Origin of the sequence: Polymorphobacter megasporae (genome assembly GCF_018982885.2) — a bacterium.
Taxonomy (GTDB): Bacteria; Pseudomonadota; Alphaproteobacteria; order Sphingomonadales; family Sphingomonadaceae; genus Polymorphobacter_B; species Polymorphobacter_B megasporae.
Window position 1 is genome coordinate 756,298 of sequence record NZ_CP081849.1, and the last position, 20,855, is coordinate 777,152.

At 63.9% G+C, this 20,855-nt stretch carries 18 protein-coding genes; 6 read left to right on the top strand and 12 right to left on the bottom strand.

Translation table 11 applies throughout. From position 1 onward, the window contains the following. Positions 1-73 precede the first annotated feature (73 nt). The 6 genes from KTC28_RS21675 to KTC28_RS21700 form a co-directional block, all read right to left on the bottom strand. The gene (locus KTC28_RS21675) at positions 74-646 is read right to left on the bottom strand and encodes a c-type cytochrome (RefSeq protein WP_223132333.1); all 573 of its coding nucleotides are present in this window, start codon (positions 644-646) and stop codon (positions 74-76) included. A 27-nt stretch (positions 647-673) separates the two neighbouring features. After that, on the bottom strand, positions 674-1,846 hold the full coding sequence (locus KTC28_RS21680; RefSeq protein WP_255602548.1) for a copper resistance protein B: 1,173 nt from the start codon (positions 1,844-1,846) through the stop codon (positions 674-676). After that, positions 1,843-3,789: a copper resistance system multicopper oxidase gene (locus KTC28_RS21685; RefSeq protein WP_216711535.1), complete on the bottom strand. Its 1,947-nt coding sequence runs from the start codon at positions 3,787-3,789 to the stop codon at positions 1,843-1,845. The genes KTC28_RS21680 and KTC28_RS21685 overlap by 4 nt, the downstream gene beginning before the upstream one ends. Positions 3,790-3,856: 67 nt before the next feature. Next, positions 3,857-4,426 (bottom strand): RNA polymerase sigma factor, encoded by a 570-nt coding sequence (locus KTC28_RS21690; RefSeq protein ID WP_216711534.1) that lies wholly within the window; start codon positions 4,424-4,426, stop codon positions 3,857-3,859. Next, entirely contained in the window at positions 4,423-4,863 is a 441-nt protein-coding gene (locus KTC28_RS21695) for a periplasmic heavy metal sensor (RefSeq protein WP_216711533.1), read from the bottom strand. Before KTC28_RS21695 ends, KTC28_RS21690 begins: the two co-directional genes overlap by 4 nt. Next, complete coding sequence (locus KTC28_RS21700) at positions 4,860-5,135, bottom strand: hypothetical protein (RefSeq protein WP_216711532.1); 276 nt, start codon at positions 5,133-5,135, stop codon at positions 4,860-4,862. Before KTC28_RS21700 ends, KTC28_RS21695 begins: the two co-directional genes overlap by 4 nt. 429 nt (positions 5,136-5,564) lie before the next feature. On the opposite strand from KTC28_RS21700, the gene KTC28_RS21705 reads away from it, so the two are divergent. Both KTC28_RS21705 and KTC28_RS21710 read left to right on the top strand, forming a co-directional pair. Further along, a complete protein-coding gene (locus KTC28_RS21705; RefSeq protein ID WP_255602653.1) occupies positions 5,565-7,826 on the top strand; it encodes a heavy metal translocating P-type ATPase in 2,262 nt (753 codons plus the stop codon). Next, a complete protein-coding gene (locus KTC28_RS21710; protein ID WP_216711531.1) occupies positions 7,823-8,206 on the top strand; it encodes a MerR family DNA-binding protein in 384 nt (127 codons plus the stop codon). Before KTC28_RS21705 ends, KTC28_RS21710 begins: the two co-directional genes overlap by 4 nt. Positions 8,207-8,741: 535 nt before the next feature. Here the strand turns inward: KTC28_RS21710 and KTC28_RS21715 are convergent. After that, positions 8,742-8,921: a hypothetical protein gene (locus tag KTC28_RS21715; RefSeq protein WP_216711530.1), complete on the bottom strand. Its 180-nt coding sequence runs from the start codon at positions 8,919-8,921 to the stop codon at positions 8,742-8,744. Between the two features lie 1,397 nt (positions 8,922-10,318). On the opposite strand from KTC28_RS21715, the gene KTC28_RS21720 reads away from it, so the two are divergent. Then, positions 10,319-11,623, top strand: a complete 1,305-nt coding sequence (locus tag KTC28_RS21720) for an Nramp family divalent metal transporter (protein ID WP_216711529.1) — start codon at positions 10,319-10,321, stop codon at positions 11,621-11,623. Positions 11,624-11,901: 278 nt separating this feature from the next. Here the strand turns inward: KTC28_RS21720 and KTC28_RS21725 are convergent, their stop codons facing one another. Then, positions 11,902-12,102, bottom strand: a complete 201-nt coding sequence (locus tag KTC28_RS21725; RefSeq protein ID WP_216711528.1) for a GNAT family N-acetyltransferase — start codon at positions 12,100-12,102, stop codon at positions 11,902-11,904. 316 nt (positions 12,103-12,418) lie between these two features. Here KTC28_RS21725 and KTC28_RS21730 point away from each other — a divergent pair, with 316 nt between their 5' ends. Further along, positions 12,419-13,483, top strand: a complete 1,065-nt coding sequence (locus KTC28_RS21730; protein ID WP_216711527.1) for a hypothetical protein — start codon at positions 12,419-12,421, stop codon at positions 13,481-13,483. Positions 13,484-13,576: 93 nt separating this feature from the next. On the opposite strand, the gene KTC28_RS21735 is transcribed toward KTC28_RS21730, so the two are convergent. Next, positions 13,577-13,753 carry a hypothetical protein gene (locus tag KTC28_RS21735; RefSeq protein WP_216711526.1) on the bottom strand — a complete coding sequence of 59 codons (177 nt, stop codon included), beginning with the start codon at positions 13,751-13,753 and terminating at the stop codon, positions 13,577-13,579. Positions 13,754-14,211: 458 nt separating this feature from the next. Here KTC28_RS21735 and KTC28_RS21740 point away from each other — a divergent pair, with 458 nt between their 5' ends. After that, complete coding sequence (locus KTC28_RS21740; RefSeq protein ID WP_216711713.1) at positions 14,212-15,045, top strand: IS5 family transposase; 834 nt, start codon at positions 14,212-14,214, stop codon at positions 15,043-15,045. Here the strand turns inward: KTC28_RS21740 and KTC28_RS21745 are convergent. The 3 genes from KTC28_RS21745 to KTC28_RS21755 all read right to left on the bottom strand — a co-directional run bounded on the left by KTC28_RS21745 (position 15,039) and on the right by KTC28_RS21755 (position 19,499). Further along, positions 15,039-18,092 carry an ATP-binding protein gene (locus KTC28_RS21745; RefSeq protein ID WP_223132334.1) on the bottom strand — a complete coding sequence of 1,018 codons (3,054 nt, stop codon included), beginning with the start codon at positions 18,090-18,092 and terminating at the stop codon, positions 15,039-15,041. The two genes, KTC28_RS21740 and KTC28_RS21745, sit on opposite strands and share 7 nt — an antisense overlap. A gap of 82 nt (positions 18,093-18,174) precedes the next feature. After that, positions 18,175-18,780 (bottom strand): hypothetical protein, encoded by a 606-nt coding sequence (locus KTC28_RS21750; protein ID WP_216711209.1) that lies wholly within the window; start codon positions 18,778-18,780, stop codon positions 18,175-18,177. Beyond that, positions 18,702-19,499 (bottom strand): hypothetical protein, encoded by a 798-nt coding sequence (locus tag KTC28_RS21755; protein ID WP_216711210.1) that lies wholly within the window; start codon positions 19,497-19,499, stop codon positions 18,702-18,704. The genes KTC28_RS21750 and KTC28_RS21755 overlap by 79 nt, the downstream gene beginning before the upstream one ends. Before the next feature lie 144 nt (positions 19,500-19,643). Here KTC28_RS21755 and KTC28_RS21760 point away from each other — a divergent pair, with 144 nt between their 5' ends. Next, positions 19,644-20,780: an HNH endonuclease gene (locus KTC28_RS21760; protein WP_216711211.1), complete on the top strand. Its 1,137-nt coding sequence runs from the start codon at positions 19,644-19,646 to the stop codon at positions 20,778-20,780. The last annotated feature ends 75 nt before the right edge of the window (positions 20,781-20,855 follow it).

The following is a 20,855-nucleotide window of genomic DNA, read 5'->3' on the forward strand; positions in this document are numbered from 1 at the left end:
GGGGGTCGCGATCATTGCGGCGAACCGGCCGTGGCCCATTCCGCCGCCCCTGTTTATCCATTTCCCGGTCTCCCTATTTGTGCGCCATATCTCTCATCATCGCATCGTGATCTTCGGGTGCGCTGGCGACGGTCGCCTTGTATTGTGCAGGCGTCATACCCGGGAGTTTTCGGACGAACGCGACCATATCCCAGATCAGCGGGTCGGGATGGGTGCTACCCCATGCCGGCATCGCGCTCAGCTTGACGCCGTGCTTGATGATCCAGAATTGCTGGGCGGGAGTGAGGTCTTGAGCCGTCGCCAGCTCGGGGGCTTGCGGGTAAAGTCCTTGGCTCATTTCGGACTTCTCAATGCCTGGGCCCAAATGGCATCCCGAACACATTTCGGCGTAGAGGCCGGCACCGGTCGATATCCGCTGCGCGGAAGCAAGATCGGCCGGAGGCGCGATCCCGCGTGCATGGGCCTCGATCGAACGAACGCGAAGCTTCTCCAAAACCGAGTAGACTGCTGGCGTATGGGGAGTGTCAGCAGCGATATTGTAGATACCGAGGTAGATGAACGCGGCTGCGCCAATCAGCACAATGACGGCCAGCGCAGCGACAAAGGGCAGGCTGGGCAGATGCCGCCTCAAGTCACCTCGATCCATGCTGCACCTCCTTGATCCTCACGCAAATCAAAACCAAAACCTCACGCCGGCAACGAAGCTCGTCGTCTGCGGCTTCTTGCCTTCGGCACGCGTGAAGTCAGCGGTGCGCCCGGTCTGCGCTACGTAGGACACGCCGATATAAGGGGCGAACTGCCGCCTCAGTTCGTAGCGAAGCCGCAGCCCTAACTCGGCGTCGGTCAGCCCCGCACCAAGCCGGTTCTCGGGCACGTCCTGCGCCGCCAGATTGAGCTCGACCCGCGGTTGCAGGATCAATCGTTGGGTAATCCGCTGGTCGTAATAGCCTTCAAGACGGCCGAGAAAATCGCCCTTGTTCGATAGGAAAAGCGCGCCATTGACCTCGAACATATAGGGCGCGAGGCCCTCGAATCCGACCGTCGCATAAGTGCGGGTTGGCGAGGGCTGAAAGTCATGGCGAACGCCCGCCTGAAGATTGAAGTACGGCCCGATCGCGCGACTGTAGAGCGCCTGCACCTCGGCGTTTTCGACGCCCTGTCGGAAAGCGCCGTCACCCTCGCTTTTTAACCATAAACGACTGATGTCCCCGCCAAACCACGCCTCGCCATCCCAGCGATAGCCGTCGTGGCCCTGCCGCGCCTGAAACTCCGCAAGATTGAACATCACCTGGTAGAAATTCTGGCCGCCCTCCTGCCGCATCAGCGCCGCGCGCCCATGCTCCATATTTTCGTTCGGAAAGAACCGATCGGTATAATGATCCGTGGGCGGCGCCGGTGCAGGCGCGTTGCCGGCAGGAAGCGCGGTCCCGGTCTTCTCCACACCGGGCATTGCCGCCCCGGCCATGCCCGCCATGCCCTGCATATCGTGGCCGCCTTGCTGAACGACCGGCATATTCATGCCGGGCATCGGCTGCATCCCTGCCATTGGCTTTTCCGCACCTTGTGCCTGCGGGGGCGTGCTGGCGGGCATGTCCATTTCGGGCATCGCCGAATTGTCCACCCCCTTCATGCCGGCCATCGGTGCGGCCGAGCGCGGCGCTTTACGCTTCGCGGGTACGGGGCTCGCCTTGGCGGGTCGCTTGCTTTTTGGTTTTGCGACGGCGGGCTTCTGCTTGGCCGGCGTCGTCATCCCGGGCATATTCATGCCCTGCATCGACTGCGCTGTAACAGGGGCCGCGAGCGTAAGCATGGCCGTCCCCGCCAGCATGGAAGTAAGGCGCTTCACGCCGCCTCTCCACGCGGGCGGACACTGACGGTCCGCATCATCCCTGCGTGCATATGGTAGAGCAGATGACAGTGGAACGCCCAGTCGCCGACGGCATTGGCGGTCAGATCCCACGTCACCTTGCTGCCCGGCTGCACGATGACGGTGTGCTTTCGCGGCGCGTGGTCACCGTGCCCCGTTACGAGTTCGAAGAAGTGCCCGTGCAGGTGGATCGGGTGTCCCATCATCGTGTCGTTGATGAGCGTCACGCGTACGCGCTCGCCCTCGAGGAACGCGAAGGGCTCCATCGTCTCGGACATCTTCACGCCGTCGAACGACCACATGAAGCGCTCCATGTTGCCGGTCAGGTGGATGTCGAGACTGCGTGCGGGTGCGCGGACGTCGGGGTTACGGTCGAGCGCCATCAAATCGCGGTACACGAGCACCTTATGCCCGAAACCCTCCAGTCCCTGACCCGGGTCGCCGGTCCGGTCCACGGGCATCGGCGACATTGTCTGTACGCCCGGTCCCTTCTTCACCTCGGGCGCATTCGAGAAGTCGCGCATCTTCATCGAGCCCATGTCCATCGCGCCGTTGCCGCCTTGCTGGGACATATCCATGCCGGCCATGCCTCCGGCGCTGCTGCCGACCGCCATCGCGCCGTGGTTCATGGCCGCGTGGTCCATGCCGGGCATTGCGCTACCGCCCGACGTCATGCTGCTCATAGCCATCGCGCCCGCAGCCGTACCGGCGCCAGAGGCGGTAAGTTTGGCCGAAGGATTCTTCTCGGCCGTAGGGTCGGGGCCGCGCATCTGGCCGCCCGACATATCCATGCCGCCCATCGACGACATATCCATGCCCATGTCCTTCATCGTCGCAAGTGGGCGCGGCCGAAGTGCTGGAACCTCGGCCGCCATGCCCGCGCGCGGGGCAAGCGTCGCGCGCGCCAGGCCCGATCGGTCGATCGCTTCGCCCACAAGCGTATAGGCGCGATCGTCGTTCGGAGTAACGATCGCGTCGTATGTTTCAGCGACACCGATCTGGAACTCGTCGACCTCGACGGGCATAACATTTTGCCCGTCCGCCTGAACGATGGTGAGTTTGAGGCCGGGGATGCGGACGTTGAAGGTCGTCATCGACGACGCATTGATGACGCGCAGCCGCACGCGCTGCCCGGGGGTGAAAAGCGCCGTCCAGTTGTCGCGCGGGCCATGCCCGTTGACGAGGTAGGTGTAGGCGGGGCCGGTCGCGTCCGAGATGTCGGTCGGGGACATCCGCATCTTGCCCCACTTAATTCGATCTTTAAGCCGCTGATCCGCACCGGCAAGAAGGCCCGCCAACGTCTGCTGCTGATAGCTGAAGTGGCCAGGATCGACCTTCATGTCGCGGAAGATGGCTTCGGGGCTGAGCTGGCTGTGGTCGGATAGCACGATAACGTGCTCGCGATCGGACTGCACCGGATCAACGCCGGCCGGATCGATCACGATCGGGCCGTAATGCCCAAGCTGCTCCTGAAGCCCCGAATGGCTGTGATACCAATACGTGCCGTTCTGCTTGATCGGAAACTCATAGACGAACGTTGAGCGGGGCTTGATGCCCGGGAACGACACACCCGGCACGCCGTCGAACTGCGTCGGAACGAGCAACCCATGCCAGTGGATTGAACTGTCCTCGTCGAGATCGTTGATAACGCTGAGGCGCACGTTCTGCCCCTCGCGCAACCGGATCAGCGGAGCTGGCACAGTGCCGTTGATGCCGATCGCCTTGGACGGGCGACCGTCAATCATCATCGTCTGGCGCGCGATCCGCAGCGTGATGTCGTTGCCGGTGACGGTCAGGCGCGGAGTCGTCATCCCTACCGAATTGGTCTGCGCCCAGGCAGGCATGTAGGCCGATAGCGCGAGCCCGCCTCCCGCGAGGGCGGCCCCGCGTAGCATCTGGCGGCGGTCGATTATGCGGCTCATACGGTCCTCAAGGCTCTCGAACGGGGGTGCCCCTCAAGTTTTCATACGCGGCCGGCCGCGCTAGCCCTCAGGCTCGGCTGAATTGTTCCAACAGCTTCGCGCGGGCACGATACAAGCGGGTTTCTACCGCCTTCTCGCTGATCGATAGAACGGTCGCGGTCTCGGCCTGGCTCAGCCCTTCGATCGTTCTGAGGACCAACGGCTCCTTCAGATTGGGGGGCAGGCGGGAAATGGCGCGTGTGACGCGGTCCAGCTCCTGCCGATCGCCGGCTACATCGTCGATCGCTCGCCTGTCGTCCGCGACCGCCTCGGACTCCATGCCGAGCGGGATTGCGAAAGACAGAAAGCGGCGCACTGTCCGCTTCCTGCCCCAATCACGGCATTTGTTGATCGCGATCGTCGATAGCCATGCGCGCATTGAACGGTCACCGTCATAGCGGGGTAGCGCCTGATGGGCGGCGACGAATGTCTCCTGCACCAGGTCGAGCGCCTCGTCGGTGTCGCCACAACAGGCCCGGACCGTACGAAAGATCGATTGGCGATGCCGACGCATGATCTCGGCAAAAGCGGCTTGTCTACCGGCGATGCTGAGCGTCGCGAGCTCTGCCTCGGATAGCGTCGTCCAGTCGAAACTCACCGCGCGTCGTCGGTAAGCGCCTTGACCACCGCCTGATCGAACTGCCCAGTCTGTTTAGGTCGGAGAAGCTGTCGCATCGCGAATATGTGCGCGAGCGTCGCCTTTTGTAACTCGCCCATGACGGCGTGGCTCTGATCGACCGCTGCGGCGACACGCGGGCCGTTGCCGTGCTCGGCCTCAATCGCCTCCGCGAGCTTGGCATTGTCAGCTCTCAACTCGAGCTCGAGCGCGCGCCGTCGCACCGCGAACCGCTGTTCCAGCACTTGCAGACGCGCTTCCTGTTCTGCGTCCAGCGCCAGCTTGTGATGCAGCACGTCGTGGAGCGCCGCGCCGGGCGGCACGAGGGTGGGAAGAAACGCGCGACCGACGAACACACCACCGATGGCGGCGATGAAGCACGCGATCACGCACAACGTCAGGCGCGCGTGCCCGCTCATGGCGCCCCGATGAGCAAGTTCGAGGGTGCGAGCGATGACACTGACCCCAACGGAGAAAGCGCCGATACCGCACGGGCCTCGCGTGTGGGAAAGCCCGCCCCGAATATGCCCATGACGAGCGCCGCCGCGATTGTCATTGCGCCGACGCCCATGCCGGCGCGCACAGCGGGACGAGCGTTGATCCGCGCCAGCACCCTGGATTCTAGTCCATCGAGGCTCGCGGGCACGGGTGCGTGCGCCAGCCTGGCCAATACTTCGTCGAGGTCGTCCATACCGTTCACTCCGCCTCTCTAGCATAGGGTACGCGAGGGCGGCTCCTACCCCTCAGCATGGATCGCAATGACGGGTAGGCAATGGAAGTGAGCAGTCGTGCTGAGCCGGCCTCATAAGGGTTAACCGCGTGCGCCGCGTAGATTCCGATAGTTGACCATCGCAGCGGATAGGCCTTGACCCTGACATGATGTCAGACCCTACATGCTTTCGGGTCGAAGGAGTTTCATGTCATGAACGATCCTCAATCCCGATCCGAAGCAAAGGGCTGCGGCTGTTCGGCAAAGCCAGCGGCGGAGGCGGCTGTCGCGCTCTCGTCCTGCTGCTCTGACAGCCCCGTGACGACCGAACAAACCATCAAAACGGGCGGCTGCTGCTCTGGCGGCAGGGCCCCTGACGACGCGGTGAATGCCACGGACCCGGTGTGCGGGATGACGGTCGATCCGGCGAAAACGGCTCAACATGCCGAGCACGCCGGCCAAACCTATCATTTTTGCAGCGCCGGTTGCCTAACCAAGTTTGTCGCGAACCCTGACGCCTATCTGGGCGACGAGCCGAAGCCTGAGCCAACGAGGACGCCGGGGGCTATCTGGACATGTCCCATGCACCCGCAAATCCGTCAGGAGGGACCGGGGACGTGCCCGATTTGCGGCATGGCGCTCGAACCGGAAGAACCGTCGCTCGACGATGGGCCTAATCCTGAGCTGGTCGATTTCACGCGCCGGCTTTGGGTGGCGGGCGTGCTCGCCGTGCCGCTGCTGGCGATCTCGATGGTCGCCGAAATGCTTGGCATCCATATCGTCAGTCCTGCCGCATCACCTTGGGTACAGTTCGCGCTTACCGCCCCGATCGTGCTGTGGGCGGGTTTGCCCTTTTTCGAGCGGGGATGGACCTCGCTTCGCACCCGCCATCTCAATATGTTCACGCTGATCTCGATCGGGGTCGGTGCCGCCTTCCTCTACAGCCTCGTCGCAACGGTCGCGCCCGGCATCTTTCCCGCGACCTTCCGGATGCACGGGGGCGTGGTCCCGGTTTATTACGAGGCGGCCGGTGTCGTGGTGGCGCTGGTGCTGCTCGGACAGGTCCTCGAACTGCGTGCTAGGGCGGCGACAGGGCGCGCGATCCGCGCCCTGATGGATCTTGCCCCTAAAACGGCGCGCCGGTTGCGATCGGACGGGTCCGAAGAAGAAGTCAGTCTTGCCGACGTGACGGCCGGCGATCGACTGCGCGTTCGCCCCGGCGATGCGATCCCCGTCGATGGCGTGGTAGTCGAGGGACGCTCATCGGTCGACGAATCCATGCTCACCGGCGAGCCCGCGCCCGTCCTCAAGGAGGTCGAGGCGGCCGTCACCGGGGGAACGGTCAACGGCACAGGAAGCCTTGTCATGGAAGCACGCGCAGTCGGGTCGGATACGATGCTCGCGCGCATCGTCCGTATGGTCGCGGACGCGCAGCGCAGCCGTGCTCCAATACAGGCGGTCGCCGATCGAGTGTCGGGCTGGTTCGTGCCGCTGGTCGTGCTAATTTCGATCGCCACATTCGTGGTGTGGTCGCTGGTCGGCCCGGAACCGCGCATGGGCCATGCGCTGCTCAATGCCATTGCCGTGCTGGTCATCGCCTGCCCCTGCGCGCTGGGTCTCGCAACTCCGATGTCGATCATGGTCGGGACTGGCCGCGGCGCTCAGGCCGGCGTGCTGGTCAAGAATGCCGAAGCCCTACAGGGGCTCGAAAAGGTCGATACGCTTGTCATCGACAAGACGGGCACGCTCACGGAAGGCAAGCCGTCGCTGATCGCGGTCGAGACGGTCGGCGCTGTCGAGGAAAACGACATGCTCGCCCTCGCTGCCGCGGTTGAAGGGCAATCCGAACATCCGCTCGCCCACGCGATTGTCGTTGCCGCCAAGAAACGTAAATTGCAGCTCGGGACGGTTGCCGATTTCACCTCGCAGACCGGGTTGGGGGTCAGCGCTACAATTGGCGGCCGTTCGGTCGTGATCGGGAACGCCGCGCAGATGAGCCGGATCGGCGCTGATCCCAAGCCCCTCGATGCCGCTGCCGATCGTCATCGTAGCGACGGTGCTGGGGTCATCCTAGTGGCGATCGATGGCGCTCTTGCCGGCCTGCTGGCGGTCGCCGATCCCGTGCGCGCCAACGCGAGGGAGGCAATCGCCGCACTCCGCCAGCAGGGGCTTCGCGTCATCATGCTGACTGGTGACAATCAGACGACCGCGGATGCGGTCGCTCGCGCCGTCGGCGGACTCGACGACGTGCGCGCCGGCCTGCGCCCGGAAGACAAGGCGCGTATCATTGGCGAATTGAAGGCGAGCGGTGCCAAGGTCGCGATGGCGGGCGACGGGATCAACGACGCTCCCGCCCTTGCCGCCGCCGATGTTGGTCTGGCGATGGGCACTGGAACGGACGTTGCGATCGAAAGCGCCGGCATAACGCTCACGCGCGGCGATCTCTCGGCGATCGTGCGCGCGCGCAAGCTCGCACACGCTACGATGCGGAATATCCGCCAGAACCTGTTCTTCTCGTTCCTGTTCAACGGCATCGGCGTGCCCGTCGCGGCCGGGGTGCTTTACCCCGTGGCGGGCATTCTGCTCTCGCCGATGCTGGCCGGCGCGGCGATGGCACTCTCGTCCCTTACCGTGGTCCTCAACGCACTGCGGTTGAACACGGTGAAGCTATGAACATCGGCGCGGCGTCAGACGCCAGCGGCGTCTCTCAACGCATGATCCGCCACTATGAGAAAATCGATTTGGTGCCCGCGCCGCCCCGGCGCGGGAGTTACCGGGACTATTCGGATGCCGACGTTCATCGTCTGCGCTTTATCGCCAACGCGCGTGACCTCGGATTCCCGATCGAGGAAATTCGCACACTGCTGGGACTTTGGTCGGATCGCGCGAGGTCGAGCGCCGAGGTAAAGGCCTTGGCGCAATCGCGCGCCGCCGAACTAGGCCGCAAGGTCCTCGTCTTGGAAGCCATGCGCCGATCACTGAGTGAACTTGCTCAGACCTGTCACGGGGATGATCGCCCCGATTGCCCTATCATCAAACATCTGGCCGAATAGCATCTACGGCTTTGAGCTGCTCGACTGCCTTGAGGGTCAAACCGAAACGGTTGTGACACCGAGCGAAGGGCGACTTTCGACCAGGCCGTCCCGAAACCCTCTGGACCGCTTCTCACCCAAATCCGGCCCTTGCCGCACGGGCACTGCCCGCCACCTCGGCGCCGAGAGCAGTCCGACCGCTACCTGACCTCGGATGCTGCATAGCGTACTATCGTTCCGTTACCGCTGTACGCTTGGAAAACCATTCTTAAACGTTCCCGCGCTCAATCGCAGTCCTCGAGAACGGTTATTCATCATCATAATGTGTCGACCGCTTTGGGGTCTCGGTCCGCGTTTAGCATGACTTGAGTGGAGCCTAGCCGTCGTTCGCAAGGGCCGGCAGCTAACGACGGATATTAACGCCACTGGTCACTGGTCGAGCAGCTCCCCTTCAATAAAATCCGTGCCCGGTCCCTTGACGGTTCGCTCTCGCTCATCCGCTGAAGTTGCTGAAGCTGCTAGAGACCCGCCCTCCTCAATTGCTTGATACGCCCCGCTATCGCGCAGCGATCACTTGGCGAAGTTGCCGGCTGAGAGCTAAGCTTTGAAGATGGGCGGCCACATTGGCGTAGCCTTCTTTATCTAGTTGGCGCGCGATCTCGCGAACGGTCGTATAATGCGTGTCGGCTGCCAATTCGAAGGCGCGCGCTACGACATCGCCGGTCGGTGCCGCCACGTTTTTTTCTCCTGGTTTTTAGGCTTTGCCCTCTTAGACGCTTTGCGCGCATTCCTCCTAACGTCTGACGCCGTCTTAATTTTTTCCCTATGGCAACAAAAGCCGGGACGGTGCTGCGCTTCGAACTCCCTAAGCCGTTCGACCCAAGGTGCGAGGTACCTGCTTTGTTCCGTTAAGAGGCGGGGTATGGAAATCTCGCAAACAGAGACGGGCAACATCCTCCTCAACACCATGCTGCCGGATGATGGCGGTTCTGCGGCCACGTGATAGAGGGTGCTCGGTCAGCCTATGTGCACGGATGGCGCCTGCACTCGTTCGATCAGCGGGTGGCGCACCGGTCAATGAAGAATAGGTCACGCAGGACAGCCGGTTCACCCAGGCCGCCCGCGTTTGGGAGCAGAAACTGGGCAGTCTAGGCCGCCTCTACGTCCGATACCGCGCTTTTGGCTATGTGTCCCCGGGGGAATGTTCGCGACCGCAGGCAAGCTTAGTGACGCGGTTTACATGCGTCTGCGAGAGCGATCTTGCTCGCCAGAAGTTTGGCCTGTTGCCGTATTAGTCCAATCGAGAGCCCATTTAATTCAAATCTCACCTCAATAGCGCGATCAGGCCCGCTGTAACAGATAACCTGCGTTTCTCCCTCGGCCAGCCTGCACATGGCGCCAGGGATCAGCTCAAGGACAATCTCTTGGATTCGCGCGAGCTGCTTTTCCCTAGACAAGTGGATTAAATCTCCAAGTTGCAAGGTCAATTGAGTGGCGCAAAAGCTGCCAGAAGTCTAATTAACAGTCAGACTATCCGCTGCTCTCAGCAGCCGCTTAGCCGTGGTGCGTGCGGCCTCGGCACTTAGTGAAGGTGCTACCGTGGCAAAACCGGTTATGACAATCTCGCCGTCGACAATGGTGACATCGAGAGGCGTTGTCGGGTCGTTCTGCATGCGAGGAGCGTCAGCCATGCGTGATGACGCCTTATTCTATCTCGCCCGTCTGTACGAACATGTTCCGAAGCGGCTAGGCGACGTCGGGCTTTGACCAGGGGACGACATCCTCGCCGCCAGTATCGACGTACATACGATCCGTCGATTTGGCAGCGCTTGTCGCAAACGTCGCAGATCTCGCCAACGGGCGGACGGCTTCCGGGCGCGTGAGATCGTCGGGCTGGTCCCCGCGTCAGGCATGTGATTCAGCGAGAGTTTAGGGCGGGAAACGTCCAGGATACGTCTTGCTGTATGAGACTGGCGCAGCTTACGCCTCCAAGGTCGAGCGCTTGGTAACACCGCGTGAGGGATAGGCCGACCGCGGATCTTGATGATAAAAAATCTCTGTCGCAGACCTTTAATGGTCGCCGCGTCACAGGCGACCGCTTGCTGCTGTCAGCGCCGTCTGTAGACCGACGCCATGCAAACCCGACATTCTGCGTTCGCCGCGCTAGCACAAGGTAGCGTTTCGGTTCCCGGCGCCGCGCCGTGGTGGCGGCGGTTCTTCGCCTTCATTGGACCCGGTTACCTCATCGCCGTCGGCTATATGGACCCGGGGAACTGGGCGACCGACATCGGTGGCGGCTCGGCGTTCGGCTACATGCTCCTCTCGGTCGTGTTCGCTGCCAGCGTCATGGCGATGCTGTTGCAGGCACTGTCGGTCCGGCTCGGCGTCGCCGCTCGCCTCGATCTCGCTCAGGCCTGCCGCGCATTCTACCCCCGGCCTGTATCGATCGGCTTGTGGGTCTTGTGTGAGATCGCGATCGTCGCCTGCGATCTCGCCGAGGTGCTTGGCACCGCCATCGCACTGCAGTTGCTGTTTCACCTGCCGCTGCTCTGGGGGGTAGTTGTCACCGCGTTCGACGTTTTCCTGATCCTGGCACTGCAGCGCTTCGGCTTCCGCAAGCTCGAGGCGGTGATCATCGCCCTCCTCATGGTGATTGCCGGCTGCTTCGCGTTCGAACTCGCGGTTGCCGGACCCGATTGGATGCAGGCCGCGGTCGGGCTGGTCCCGTCGCAGCGGATCTTCACCGACCCCAAGGCACTGTATCTGGCGATCGGCATTCTTGGCGCGACGGTGATGCCGCATAATCTCTACCTGCATTCGGCCCTTGTTCAGACCAGAACCATCGCCGACGATGATCGCGCCAAGGCGCAGGCGATCGGTCTGGCGACTTTGGACAGCACCATCGCTCTATTTTTTGCCTTCTTCATCAATGCCGCCATTCTAATGCTGGCGGCGGCGACCTTTCATCGTGCCGGCCGAACCGAGATTGCCGATATCGCGCAGGCCTCTGATCTCCTGACGCCGTTGCTCGGCGTCGGCGTCGCCAGCACGGTGTTCGCGGTGGCGCTGCTCGCCTCGGGTCAGAACTCGACGGTTACCGGAACGCTGGCCGGTCAGATCGTCATGGAGGGCTTTCTCGACCTTCGGCTTCCAGTCTGGCTGCGCCGGCTGGTGACGCGGCTCCTTGCCGTTGTGCCGGCGGCGATCATCGTCGCGGCGAAGGGTGATCGCGGCGCAACCGAACTCCTGATCCTCAGCCAGGTCATCCTCAGCCTGCAACTGCCGTTCGCGGTGGTGCCGCTCGTCTCGTTCACCAACCGACGCGAGGTGATGGGGCGCTTTGCCAATCCGCGATGGCTGGCATGTGCAGCTTGGGCAGCGACCGGTCTTATCGTCGTCCTCAACGCAGCATTGCTCTGGAATTTAGTGGTCCACTGAGCCGGACTTCGGCCACGCAGCCGGCAACGGCCAGCACAGAAGTGGATCGTAGGGCGCAATCGGCGAAAAGACACGCAGCGGTCTTCCAAAGCGGCTTGAGCGATCTCCGCAACTGGACGTGAGTTCCGGTAGTGCTTCTGGCTCGGGGCCGTATCCAGACACTCCGCTTCCGGGCGGTGAAAGCCGGATAGCTGCCATTCTCCAGACCGAGGACCCGGCGGCGGCTCAAGCCCCCATCGCGGTCGTCCCTAGGCTCCTGACCCGACCGGAAGCTGCCATCATCCCGGCTGCTGCATGGCCACATAACCTACGCGCAAACCCCCTTTGAATCCGAGCCCCTCGTAGAATGCATGCACTCCTTTATCAGCGCGCCCACTTTGCATCAGCACGTGATGGCAGTCCAAAGACCAAGCATGGTTGAGCGCCTTTAAAACGACGGCTTTGCCAAAGCCCTGACCTTGGTAGCTTGGATGGGTCATCACGTTCTCAAGAAACCCGTGCGAACGTCCAAACCGTAAAAGGTTTGGAGCGGTAATCAGGCGCCTGCTGGACGATGTCGACCGCCGAGGGCTCGACCTCGAGCGCGACGACGATCTCTATTGGCGCCAGCGCGCCTACGCGGCCGCCTTCCGGCGTGCAGCCCGTTCGGTTCCTGGCAAGATGCCGCCGCGCTTCGCCGGCGAGATCGCGGCTGCGCTGGGCGGCCCGGTGATGGATGCCTTTGCCGCGGGCGTGGACACGCTTATGAGGCGGCTCTCAGCTCCAGCGCCCGTGTCCGCCCCAAGGGGGGTCGACTTGTTCATCGGGCTGGACATGGCCAGCGCCGGCGCGACCCGATGGGCCGAGCCGCGGCAGGAGAAGTCGGCGCCGGAGGGCCAGGAGGGCGACCTCGAAGCGCTGGTCCAGCGGGTGAACGCGCCCGACGGTGGCCTCGCCGCCGACCGCGAGGAGCGCAGGTCGCTCCAACAATCCGCAGAGGACTATCGCCAGCGGCTGAGCTTGAGCGGCTTCGGCGAGGTCGCGACAGAACCCCAGATCGAGGGGCTTGAGGCGGCCACGTCAAAGGACCCGGAGCGCAGCGCCCGATGGCTCCGGGGCATCCTCGCGCAGTCGGACCCGCATGCCCGCGCGCAGCTCGCCAACGTCGGCCTGGTGATCGCTCAGGCGCTGGCAGATGATCGGGAAGACCTCTGCGTCGAGGCCCTCGCCACCCTTCGCGGGCTGCGCACTCCGGTGCACATCGTCATTGAGCCCGAGCGCATCCCGCTCCCCGACTGGGCGCTCATTCGTGCCGCCCGGGCGTCTGGACCTGCAGCGCTCCTCGCCGCCGAATACGAGGTCGCAAGAAACGACGCGCGTCTGGCCGAGCTCGCTCGGTTCACCGACGCGCTGGGTGCTGGCGCCTGGCTCGACGGCTGGACGAACGCTGCGCTCGCGGATCCGCACCCGGCGCGGGTGGCACGCGCCCTCACCGTCACCGCGCTCCGACCGGCCACATCGCACGTCGCCGCGCTCGAGAAGGATCGCGGGACCGGCTTTCTGGGGGAGGTCGCAGCCCACGCGCGCGCGACCGCCGGTCGCCGTTGCTGGGCTCGTCATTGGCTCGAGATCGCGTGCGGCTCGACAGACCCCGTCGCGTTCTGGGCCGCCGGAACCCTCGCCGCCAGGGTCGCGGACCTGCGGTTCTTCGCCGACTGGCGCGATCTGAGGGACACGCCGCTCGTGCTGCGGTTCGGGGCGGCCCTTGGCGAAGAGCTCCGCCAGGTGGCCGTGAAGCGCGAGCGCGAGCGTCAGCGAACGTTGTTTGGTCTGAAGGCGCCCGACGATGCCTTCTGGGCCGCACTCCGTGGCAGTGTTTGAATCGCCTAACCTCCCGACGGCGATCGAAAGGAAAGGCGTTGCCAGCCCTGCTCGCCGTTAGGCCGCGGAAGTCCACCGGCCCCTTAAATAGGCTCACTTCGGAGCCGCTGTGCGACCTTCGCAGGGGCGGTCGAACTCGCCCATGCCGTAGAAGCTTAGTAATACGGCCAGCGTAGTTTCACAGGCGACGAGGCCCTCGCCGGCGGGGCGGACGAGGGCGGGGCTGACTTCGAAACCGCGCTCGTGGCGGAACGGCGTTGCCTTGCTCAAGCCGAGGCCCGCCAGCTACCTGCGGCGACGTTCACCAGCGAGGATGGCGACTGCAAAGCATTGATGGCAAACTGCTGATTGCGCCTCACGAGCGGCTGACGGTCGTGCAACTTGAGAGGTAGGCAGGCAGCGAACCGCTCACACCCGCGCCTCCATTGCGGCAGCACGCGCGCGTCGCGGCTATCCCTTAGCATCATCGAGGTCGTCGGCTTCGCGGAGCGTGAACCACTCGATCTGCTGATTGGTTACTGCGGAAGCTTCCAGAACGTTGAACTGCCGCTTAAGCACTGGCAAGTCCCACCGGAAGTCCGGTTCGGCAAGTCCTTTGTGCCAAATAGCCGGGATAAGGTAATACGCTCCGTACCGACGATAATCCCCTAAGAGCCTGAACGAAAAGTAGTTGAGCGATACCAGTAGGTTGTGATTCACCGTCGTTGTCGAGACGATAGGAGAAGAACTTGCCTTGGACTGATACCGCTCGCCGTCAGCATATGCGCAAGGGGGGGCGCTATCCAAGCGATTTACGGGATGCGGAATGGGCGTTGATCGAGCCGCTGTTTCCGGCAGCCCGCAGCGGCGGGCGTCGTCGCACGACCTGCCTTCGGGCGGTGATGGATGCGATCATGTATATTGCGTCGAGCGGTTGCGCCTGGCGGATGCTGCCCAAATGCTTTCCGGCGACGTCGACAGTGCGCGGCTATTTCTACAGCTGGCGGGATAGTGGGCTGCTGACGACAATCAACCACTTGCTGGTAATGGCAGCACGCGAACAGGCCGGCCGCGAGGCCTCACCCAGTGCTGGCGTTATCGACAGCCAATCGGTCAAAACAACGGAAAGCGGCGGAATTTGCGGCTATGACGCCGGCAAGAAGGTGAAGGGCCGCAAACGCCATATCATCACCGATACCTGCGGCTTTCTGGTGTTTATCCTGGTCCATGCCGCCGACATTCAGGACCGCGACGGCGCTGTCGATGTCCTCAAAGCCATCCGTTTCCGTTTCCCGTTCCTGCGCCATGTGTTTGCCGATGGTGGCTATGCCGGTGACAAACTCAAGGCCGCGCTTGAAGGCCATGGCAGCTGGACCCTCGAAATCATCAAGCGCTCCGATACCGCCAAGGGCTTTGTGCTTTTGCCCCGCCGTTGGGTTGTCGAGCGGACCTTCGCGTGGCTGGGCCGCTGCCGACGTCTCGCCAAAGACTGGGAGCGATCCATCGAAAGCGCCACGGCATGGGCAACCATCGCCAGCATCCGAATGCTCACACGCAGAATCGCAAGGCTCTCAACTCATTGATGTACTTTTGAATCGGGCTCTAAGAAGTTCTCGAGGTTTTCGCCGCTCGTTGGCTCAACGACCATCGATCTCGCGGTGAAGCCGATCACCTGTCCCGTCTCAAGCTCGCCCGGAAGGGCATTGGCGCTAAGCTGGATCGAATAGTGGAACGGGCTGTGGCCGGGAATATGGCGGATCACCGACAGCCGAATCCGATCCTGCTCGTCATACGGGCCGATGCGCTCGCGCCAGCGCGAAAAGATCTTGGTCGCAGCGTCGTCATTCTCGAAGATGAGGGCGAGGAAGGGCGGATATCCGGGCGCGTTCTGGGCGAAACCGGCGCCGCGCCATTTCGCCTGGTTCCACAGATGGACATCAATGACCGATCGCACGCCAAGATCGCGGTGGCTCTCCGCCGTCGATCTGGGCGATGCCGGCGTCGGCGGCCGGTCGGATCGCTCCGCGACAAGCGCTTCGAGATCGACGTGCTCGATCGCCGGGCGCGGCGCGCGCGGCGGAAAGATCCGGAGCTGCTTGTCGAGCAGGTCGCCGGGCCGAGTCAGATAGCGACCGATCAAGCGATGATAGCTTTGCGCGGCCGCCGTCACCAACCCCATGCGACCGAATACCCGCTCCCCCTGGGTCAGCGTGGTGATGGTGCGATCGGCATCCGGGATGAAGCAGGTGGCGTCGAGCAGCTGTGCGGCGATGTCGAGCCAAAGCGGGCGGATCAGTTCCTGATCGCCGAAGCGGGTCGGCGGCAGGTTCGCGGGCCAGACCAGCGATCCCGTCATGCGCTCGCGATCAACCGTGAATCGGGGGGCATCAGCGTCGGCGCTATCAACGATCTCGATCGCGAAGCGCTCGGTGTGCGGCATAACGCGATGCTCGATTGTGGTCGCGAAGAACGCCTCGAGGCTGCCGACGAGCGCCTCGGCAGCGAGGATTGCATGATCGCTGCCCGAGTTGCGCACCTCCACTTCCATGCCAAGAAGACGGGTCGAGACACGGAACGGCTCGCCCGACGCTTGGAGGATGGCGCCGCTCGGCATGGTGGCCGCCCCAACCGGCTGGCTGGCCAGCACCGATAGCATGTCGCGCGCGCCCTGGTCGGTCTCGGCCGCGGGGATGCTGCCGTCGGCGCGCAGGACGTCCTCGTAGCCTAGCGTGAAGAGGAGTGCTGTGCGCGGCATGAACAGCTCTGCCGCCTCGAACAGGTCGGGCCAGCAGGCAAAGCGGGCCAGCTCGGCGTCGCTGAGGTTGATGAGGCGGCTGGCCGCGGCGATCTCGAGCTCCTGCGCGTCGCGCCGCAACTTCTCGCGGTCCTCGTCGCGGAACGGAAGGGCCTCGATCGTGCCCTTAAACAATCCGATGGCGACGATGAAGTCGGGATAATGGTGAAGGTCGAGCGACAGCCACGCCCATGCCTTGGCGACCACGGCGAAACGCGGCGGCAGGCGGTCACCTTCCTCGGCATCGATGATCATCGTCGACAGCGCCATGACGCACGTCGCCCGCGCGGCCCACAGCAGGCCCGCGCTGCGATAGGCGTGGATAAGGTAGGACAGCGCGTCTGAGAATTCTGCGCTGTGTTCCTTCTTGGTCAGCTGCATCGCGGCCTTGGAGAGCAGCCGGATCATCTCGAAATGCCGGTTCCCGTCGAGGTTCTGGGCGCGCCGCAGCAGGATCAGCGCGCCATGCGCCTCGCCGGTGCGCGCCGAGACGAACTCGGACAATTTGTCGATCAGCGCTGCATAGGCCGGGTCGTCGCCGGCGACGCCTTCGGCGACCTCCGCCAGCTTGGCGAAGCGCTCGGCATCGAACTCGCCCATGCCGTCGGCATCGTCGAGGATTTCGGAGAATCCGTGCCAAACCCGCGACAGCGCGTCGCCATCGCCCGCCAGCACGGCTTGGTTCATTTCGAGATGCAGCAGCGCGGCGCGCGCTTCGAGCCGGTTATTGGGCCGCTCGCGGTCGGCGGCCATCGGGCGAAGCAGCGCCGCGATCCACTCGATCCGCCGATCCAGCTGGCAGGCGACGCGATCGAGGTGACCGTGCGTCACCGAATTGAACAGGAGCTGCCCGAGGTTGACGAGGAAGCCGAGCGTACGCGCATGGCTGGCGTCGGCCGCAAGCGCCTCGACCACCGGATATTCGGTTTCGAGGAAAGCGAAGTCGTCGAACCACCAATAGGCGGTCCAGATCTGCTCGTAGCGGGCCTCCACGCGCTGGTGGAGGCTGCCGGACTGATCGGCAAGCCGGATGGCGCGCGCGAAGCGTCCGTCGATCTCGACGCGCGGTCGCTCAAGGCCGCGCGCCAGCTTGGCGGCCAGTAGCGAATCGACGACGCGGTGCTGCTCGACGCCATAGGCGGCCGGGTCCTCCAGCTCGCGCTCAATCGCCTCGAGCTGCTGGAGCCGGGAATAGTCGGTAGGGCCTAGCTCGCTCGCGTCGGCCACCTCGGTGCCGACGCCGAGATAGTTTACCGCGAGGTCCTTGCGGCCGTGCTCGATGACCTGCGCGACGATCCAAGAGCGGTCGAGGATCGTGACGGGCACGCCTGCGCGCACGGAAAGCTCGGTCTCCAGCGCGGCGCGGTCCTTGGCCCGCGCGGCGCGCGCGGTGACGCAGATAATACGGTTGTAGGTCCGGCCTGTGTCGATCAGGCCCTGAACGTCGTCCGTCGCCTTCTGTTTCCAGCGCTGCTTGGCGCTGAACGCGAAGGCCCATCGCTCGCGCCCGGAATTGGCCTCGCCCTCGTAATAGAGGCTGCTGATCTCGTCGGCGACCGGGAAGGTCTCGGTGTCGGCCTTGCTGTCTCCGCCGCCTTCAGGTCCGGTCTGCGGAACGAGGTTGGGGCAGATCGCGCGCTCGGACAGCTTGCGGCAAAATATCTCAAAGTCGTGGGTCTCGTTGCGCTGGGTCAGCGTATCGAGGTGGAAGGCGAGCAGCGGCGCATCGAGTTGATAATCGGTTCGGTCGCGCGTGTCCGAATAGAATTCGGGGCGCAGTCCGCGCATGAAGCGCGACGGCAGGATGCCGCGCTCCGCGCCCCGATCATCGTCCACTGACTCACCGTCCGCCATCATACAGAGATAGGATTGGCGGCGCCCGACGTCCACGCGTCACCGTGATCTGCCGGAGGAAGGCTCAGTTGCCGGCGCCGGGATATTCATCGATGTCGTGCCTGTGCTCGACCATGACGCCCTCCACGAAGAAGACGAGATCGGCGCGGATGGCGACGGCTCGTGCCATGTCCTCGCCGGTCCATGCCACGGTGTCGAGATAGACGAGATCCTCCGAACTGCCGGGCTGGCCGGCGGCGTCGAGACCAATGCCGACGATGAAGCGCGCGTCCGGCCGCGCCGCCTTGGCGGCGTAGCAGCGGAGCATCAATTCGCGCGAGCGGTGCACGCGATACGCGGCATATTCGGCTTGAGGCGCTCCCGGTCCGATCAGCAGCACGTAATGGACCTCAGGATGTTCGGAGGGGAGCAGCGATCCGATCCAACCGCCGCCGGCGCGGACAGCGCGCTCCTCGATCGCCTGTGAGAGGAAGCGGCGACGGAGGCGGCTTTCGGACGCCATGATCCGCACCACACGCTCATAGTCGTTCATGGCGAGGTCGTTGCCGAACTCCAGCTGTTCGGCCAGGAATTGGCCGGTGACATATTCGATCAGCCGGTCCCAGGTGCGGTGCGCGGTGTTGAGGCGCGCCCTTCGCGGAACGGCGCCTGCTTCTCGACTTGCCGCCAAAGGTCGGGCTCAAGTACGAACGGCTCTGCCTCGGCGGGCAAGGTGCGATTATTGTGAAGATAGTATGCAAGCAGATCGGCCTCGCTACGCGCGCGCTTAAACAGGCCCTTCGCGGCGAGCGCTTCCTTGGCGACGAGATAGGCGACGACATCGCTGATCGTGTCGAGCTCCGCGAGAACCAGCGCCAGCGCATCGGCGTCGAACACATGGAGAAATCCCCGCGCCTTGCTGACGGTGCCGATGCGCAGCGGAACCGCGGCGTCGGCGATTGTCAGGTCGATCCCGAGCATCGGCTGTCCGGTCTCGCGCCGGCAGCGCTCAGCGGCGCCGGTCGCCACGCATATGCGATGAACGCGCATGTCGGCGGGCACCGGCAGCGCGATTGGCAGCCGGTCCTGCGCCTTGGCGTCTAGGAAGACCTGATCGGGATAAGTCAGTAACCAGCGCTCAGCTTGGCGCACCTGATGCGCGGAGGTGCCAATCGCGCGCGAGAACCAACGCCGCCAGTCGAGCATGGCATCGCCGGTGTCGGGATAGACGCAGCTCTTGTCCGAGAAGAGCAGCACGTCATTGCGGAACACGACCATCAAGTCGGTCAGCTCCTTGGACGGCGCGCGGTAAAGATTGGGGTAGGTCCACAATCGCAGGAAAGAGCGCTCGCACAAGCGTGCGAGGATCGCCTCCGACTCAGTCAGGCCACCGGATTTCTGGAACCGCATGCGAGTGACGCTAGCGCAAGCGAGAGCACGCGTCCGCGACCACGTCACATATGATGGGCGCGGATCGCCGCCGGCCGGAGCTAGAGCTTCCCGGAACGGGTTCAGCGCAGACCGAGCCTCGTCAGATTGCTATACGAGGCGTCGATGGAGACGCGCGAGCAATTCGATGGGACGAGCGTGTTGCTGGAGCGGCTGCCGGAAATCCGCGGCGCGCCGGTAGGCCTGTGCATCTATTGCGGCGCCGATCGCTATTCGGCCGATGGCGGGCCTCTTCGCGAGGAGCATATCGTCCCCTTCTCGATCAACGGCCGCTACACGCTGCCCGAAGCGAGCTGCCAAGCGTGCGAGCAGATCACGGGACGCACCGAGGCGCTCGTTATGCGAGGCGGTTTCCGGGCGGTGCGGGAATATCTCCAATTCCAATCTCGCACGAAGCAGCGGCCGACACATCTCCCGCTGTTCGGGATCAACGGCGATCCCAACGCCAAGGTCATGGTGCCTGTCGCGGACTACCCTGTGACCTGGATGATCCCGCGCTTCTCGCTTCCCGGCATCCTGATGCCGCCCGGTACGGTGCAGTCCGGTCACCCCAAGCCGTGGACCCAGGCGATCAACTATGATGCCGAAAAGCTAGGAGCGCTTGGCATCAAGCGGTTCAATTCGAATGCCATGGACATGTTCGCGTTCGTCCGGATGCTCGCCAAGGTCGGTCACGCGCTCGCAATTATGCGATTCGGACCGAACCATTTCGTGCCCTTCCTGCGGCATATGATCCGGCATGATGCCGGGCCAGAGGCCTATCAGTATGTGGGAGGAGCCCCAGAACGCCCGCACGACAGCGGGGAACTGCACGGCCTCACGATCAAGACGCTCGCGGTCGGCGCGCGGCGGCTGATCGCTGCCGAGATCAGGTTGTTCGCGACCTTCGGAGCGCCGATTCACCTGGGTGATAGTGGGCGAGGTCGTGCCGTGAATCAGACCGCGCGACCGGGTCCGCCCGGTTCGCGGAGGGTATCGCTGAAAGGCGGATCGTCGACCTGGGCATCGACCGGAACAAGCGTGCGCCACCAGCTGAGCAAGGCACCCGCGTCAGATAGGCAAAGAAGTGCAGGAGCATTGGGGTATCGGCGACTGCCCAGGTTGCACCCAGCGCTCCTGCGCCAAGGCCGGTCGGGACTTCCTCGGCGACCCCGTCGAACGTGTCGGGCGGATGGCACATCGGGAATGGGAACGGCGTCCCGTCGTGCAGCGCGCGCGACCGCAACTTGTAGACCTGCTTGATGGCAGCCGTGCATTTGTCGGGCGCGAAGTCGAACTGGCCATATCGAGGCCGGGCATCGGGCGGGCCGGGAGCGA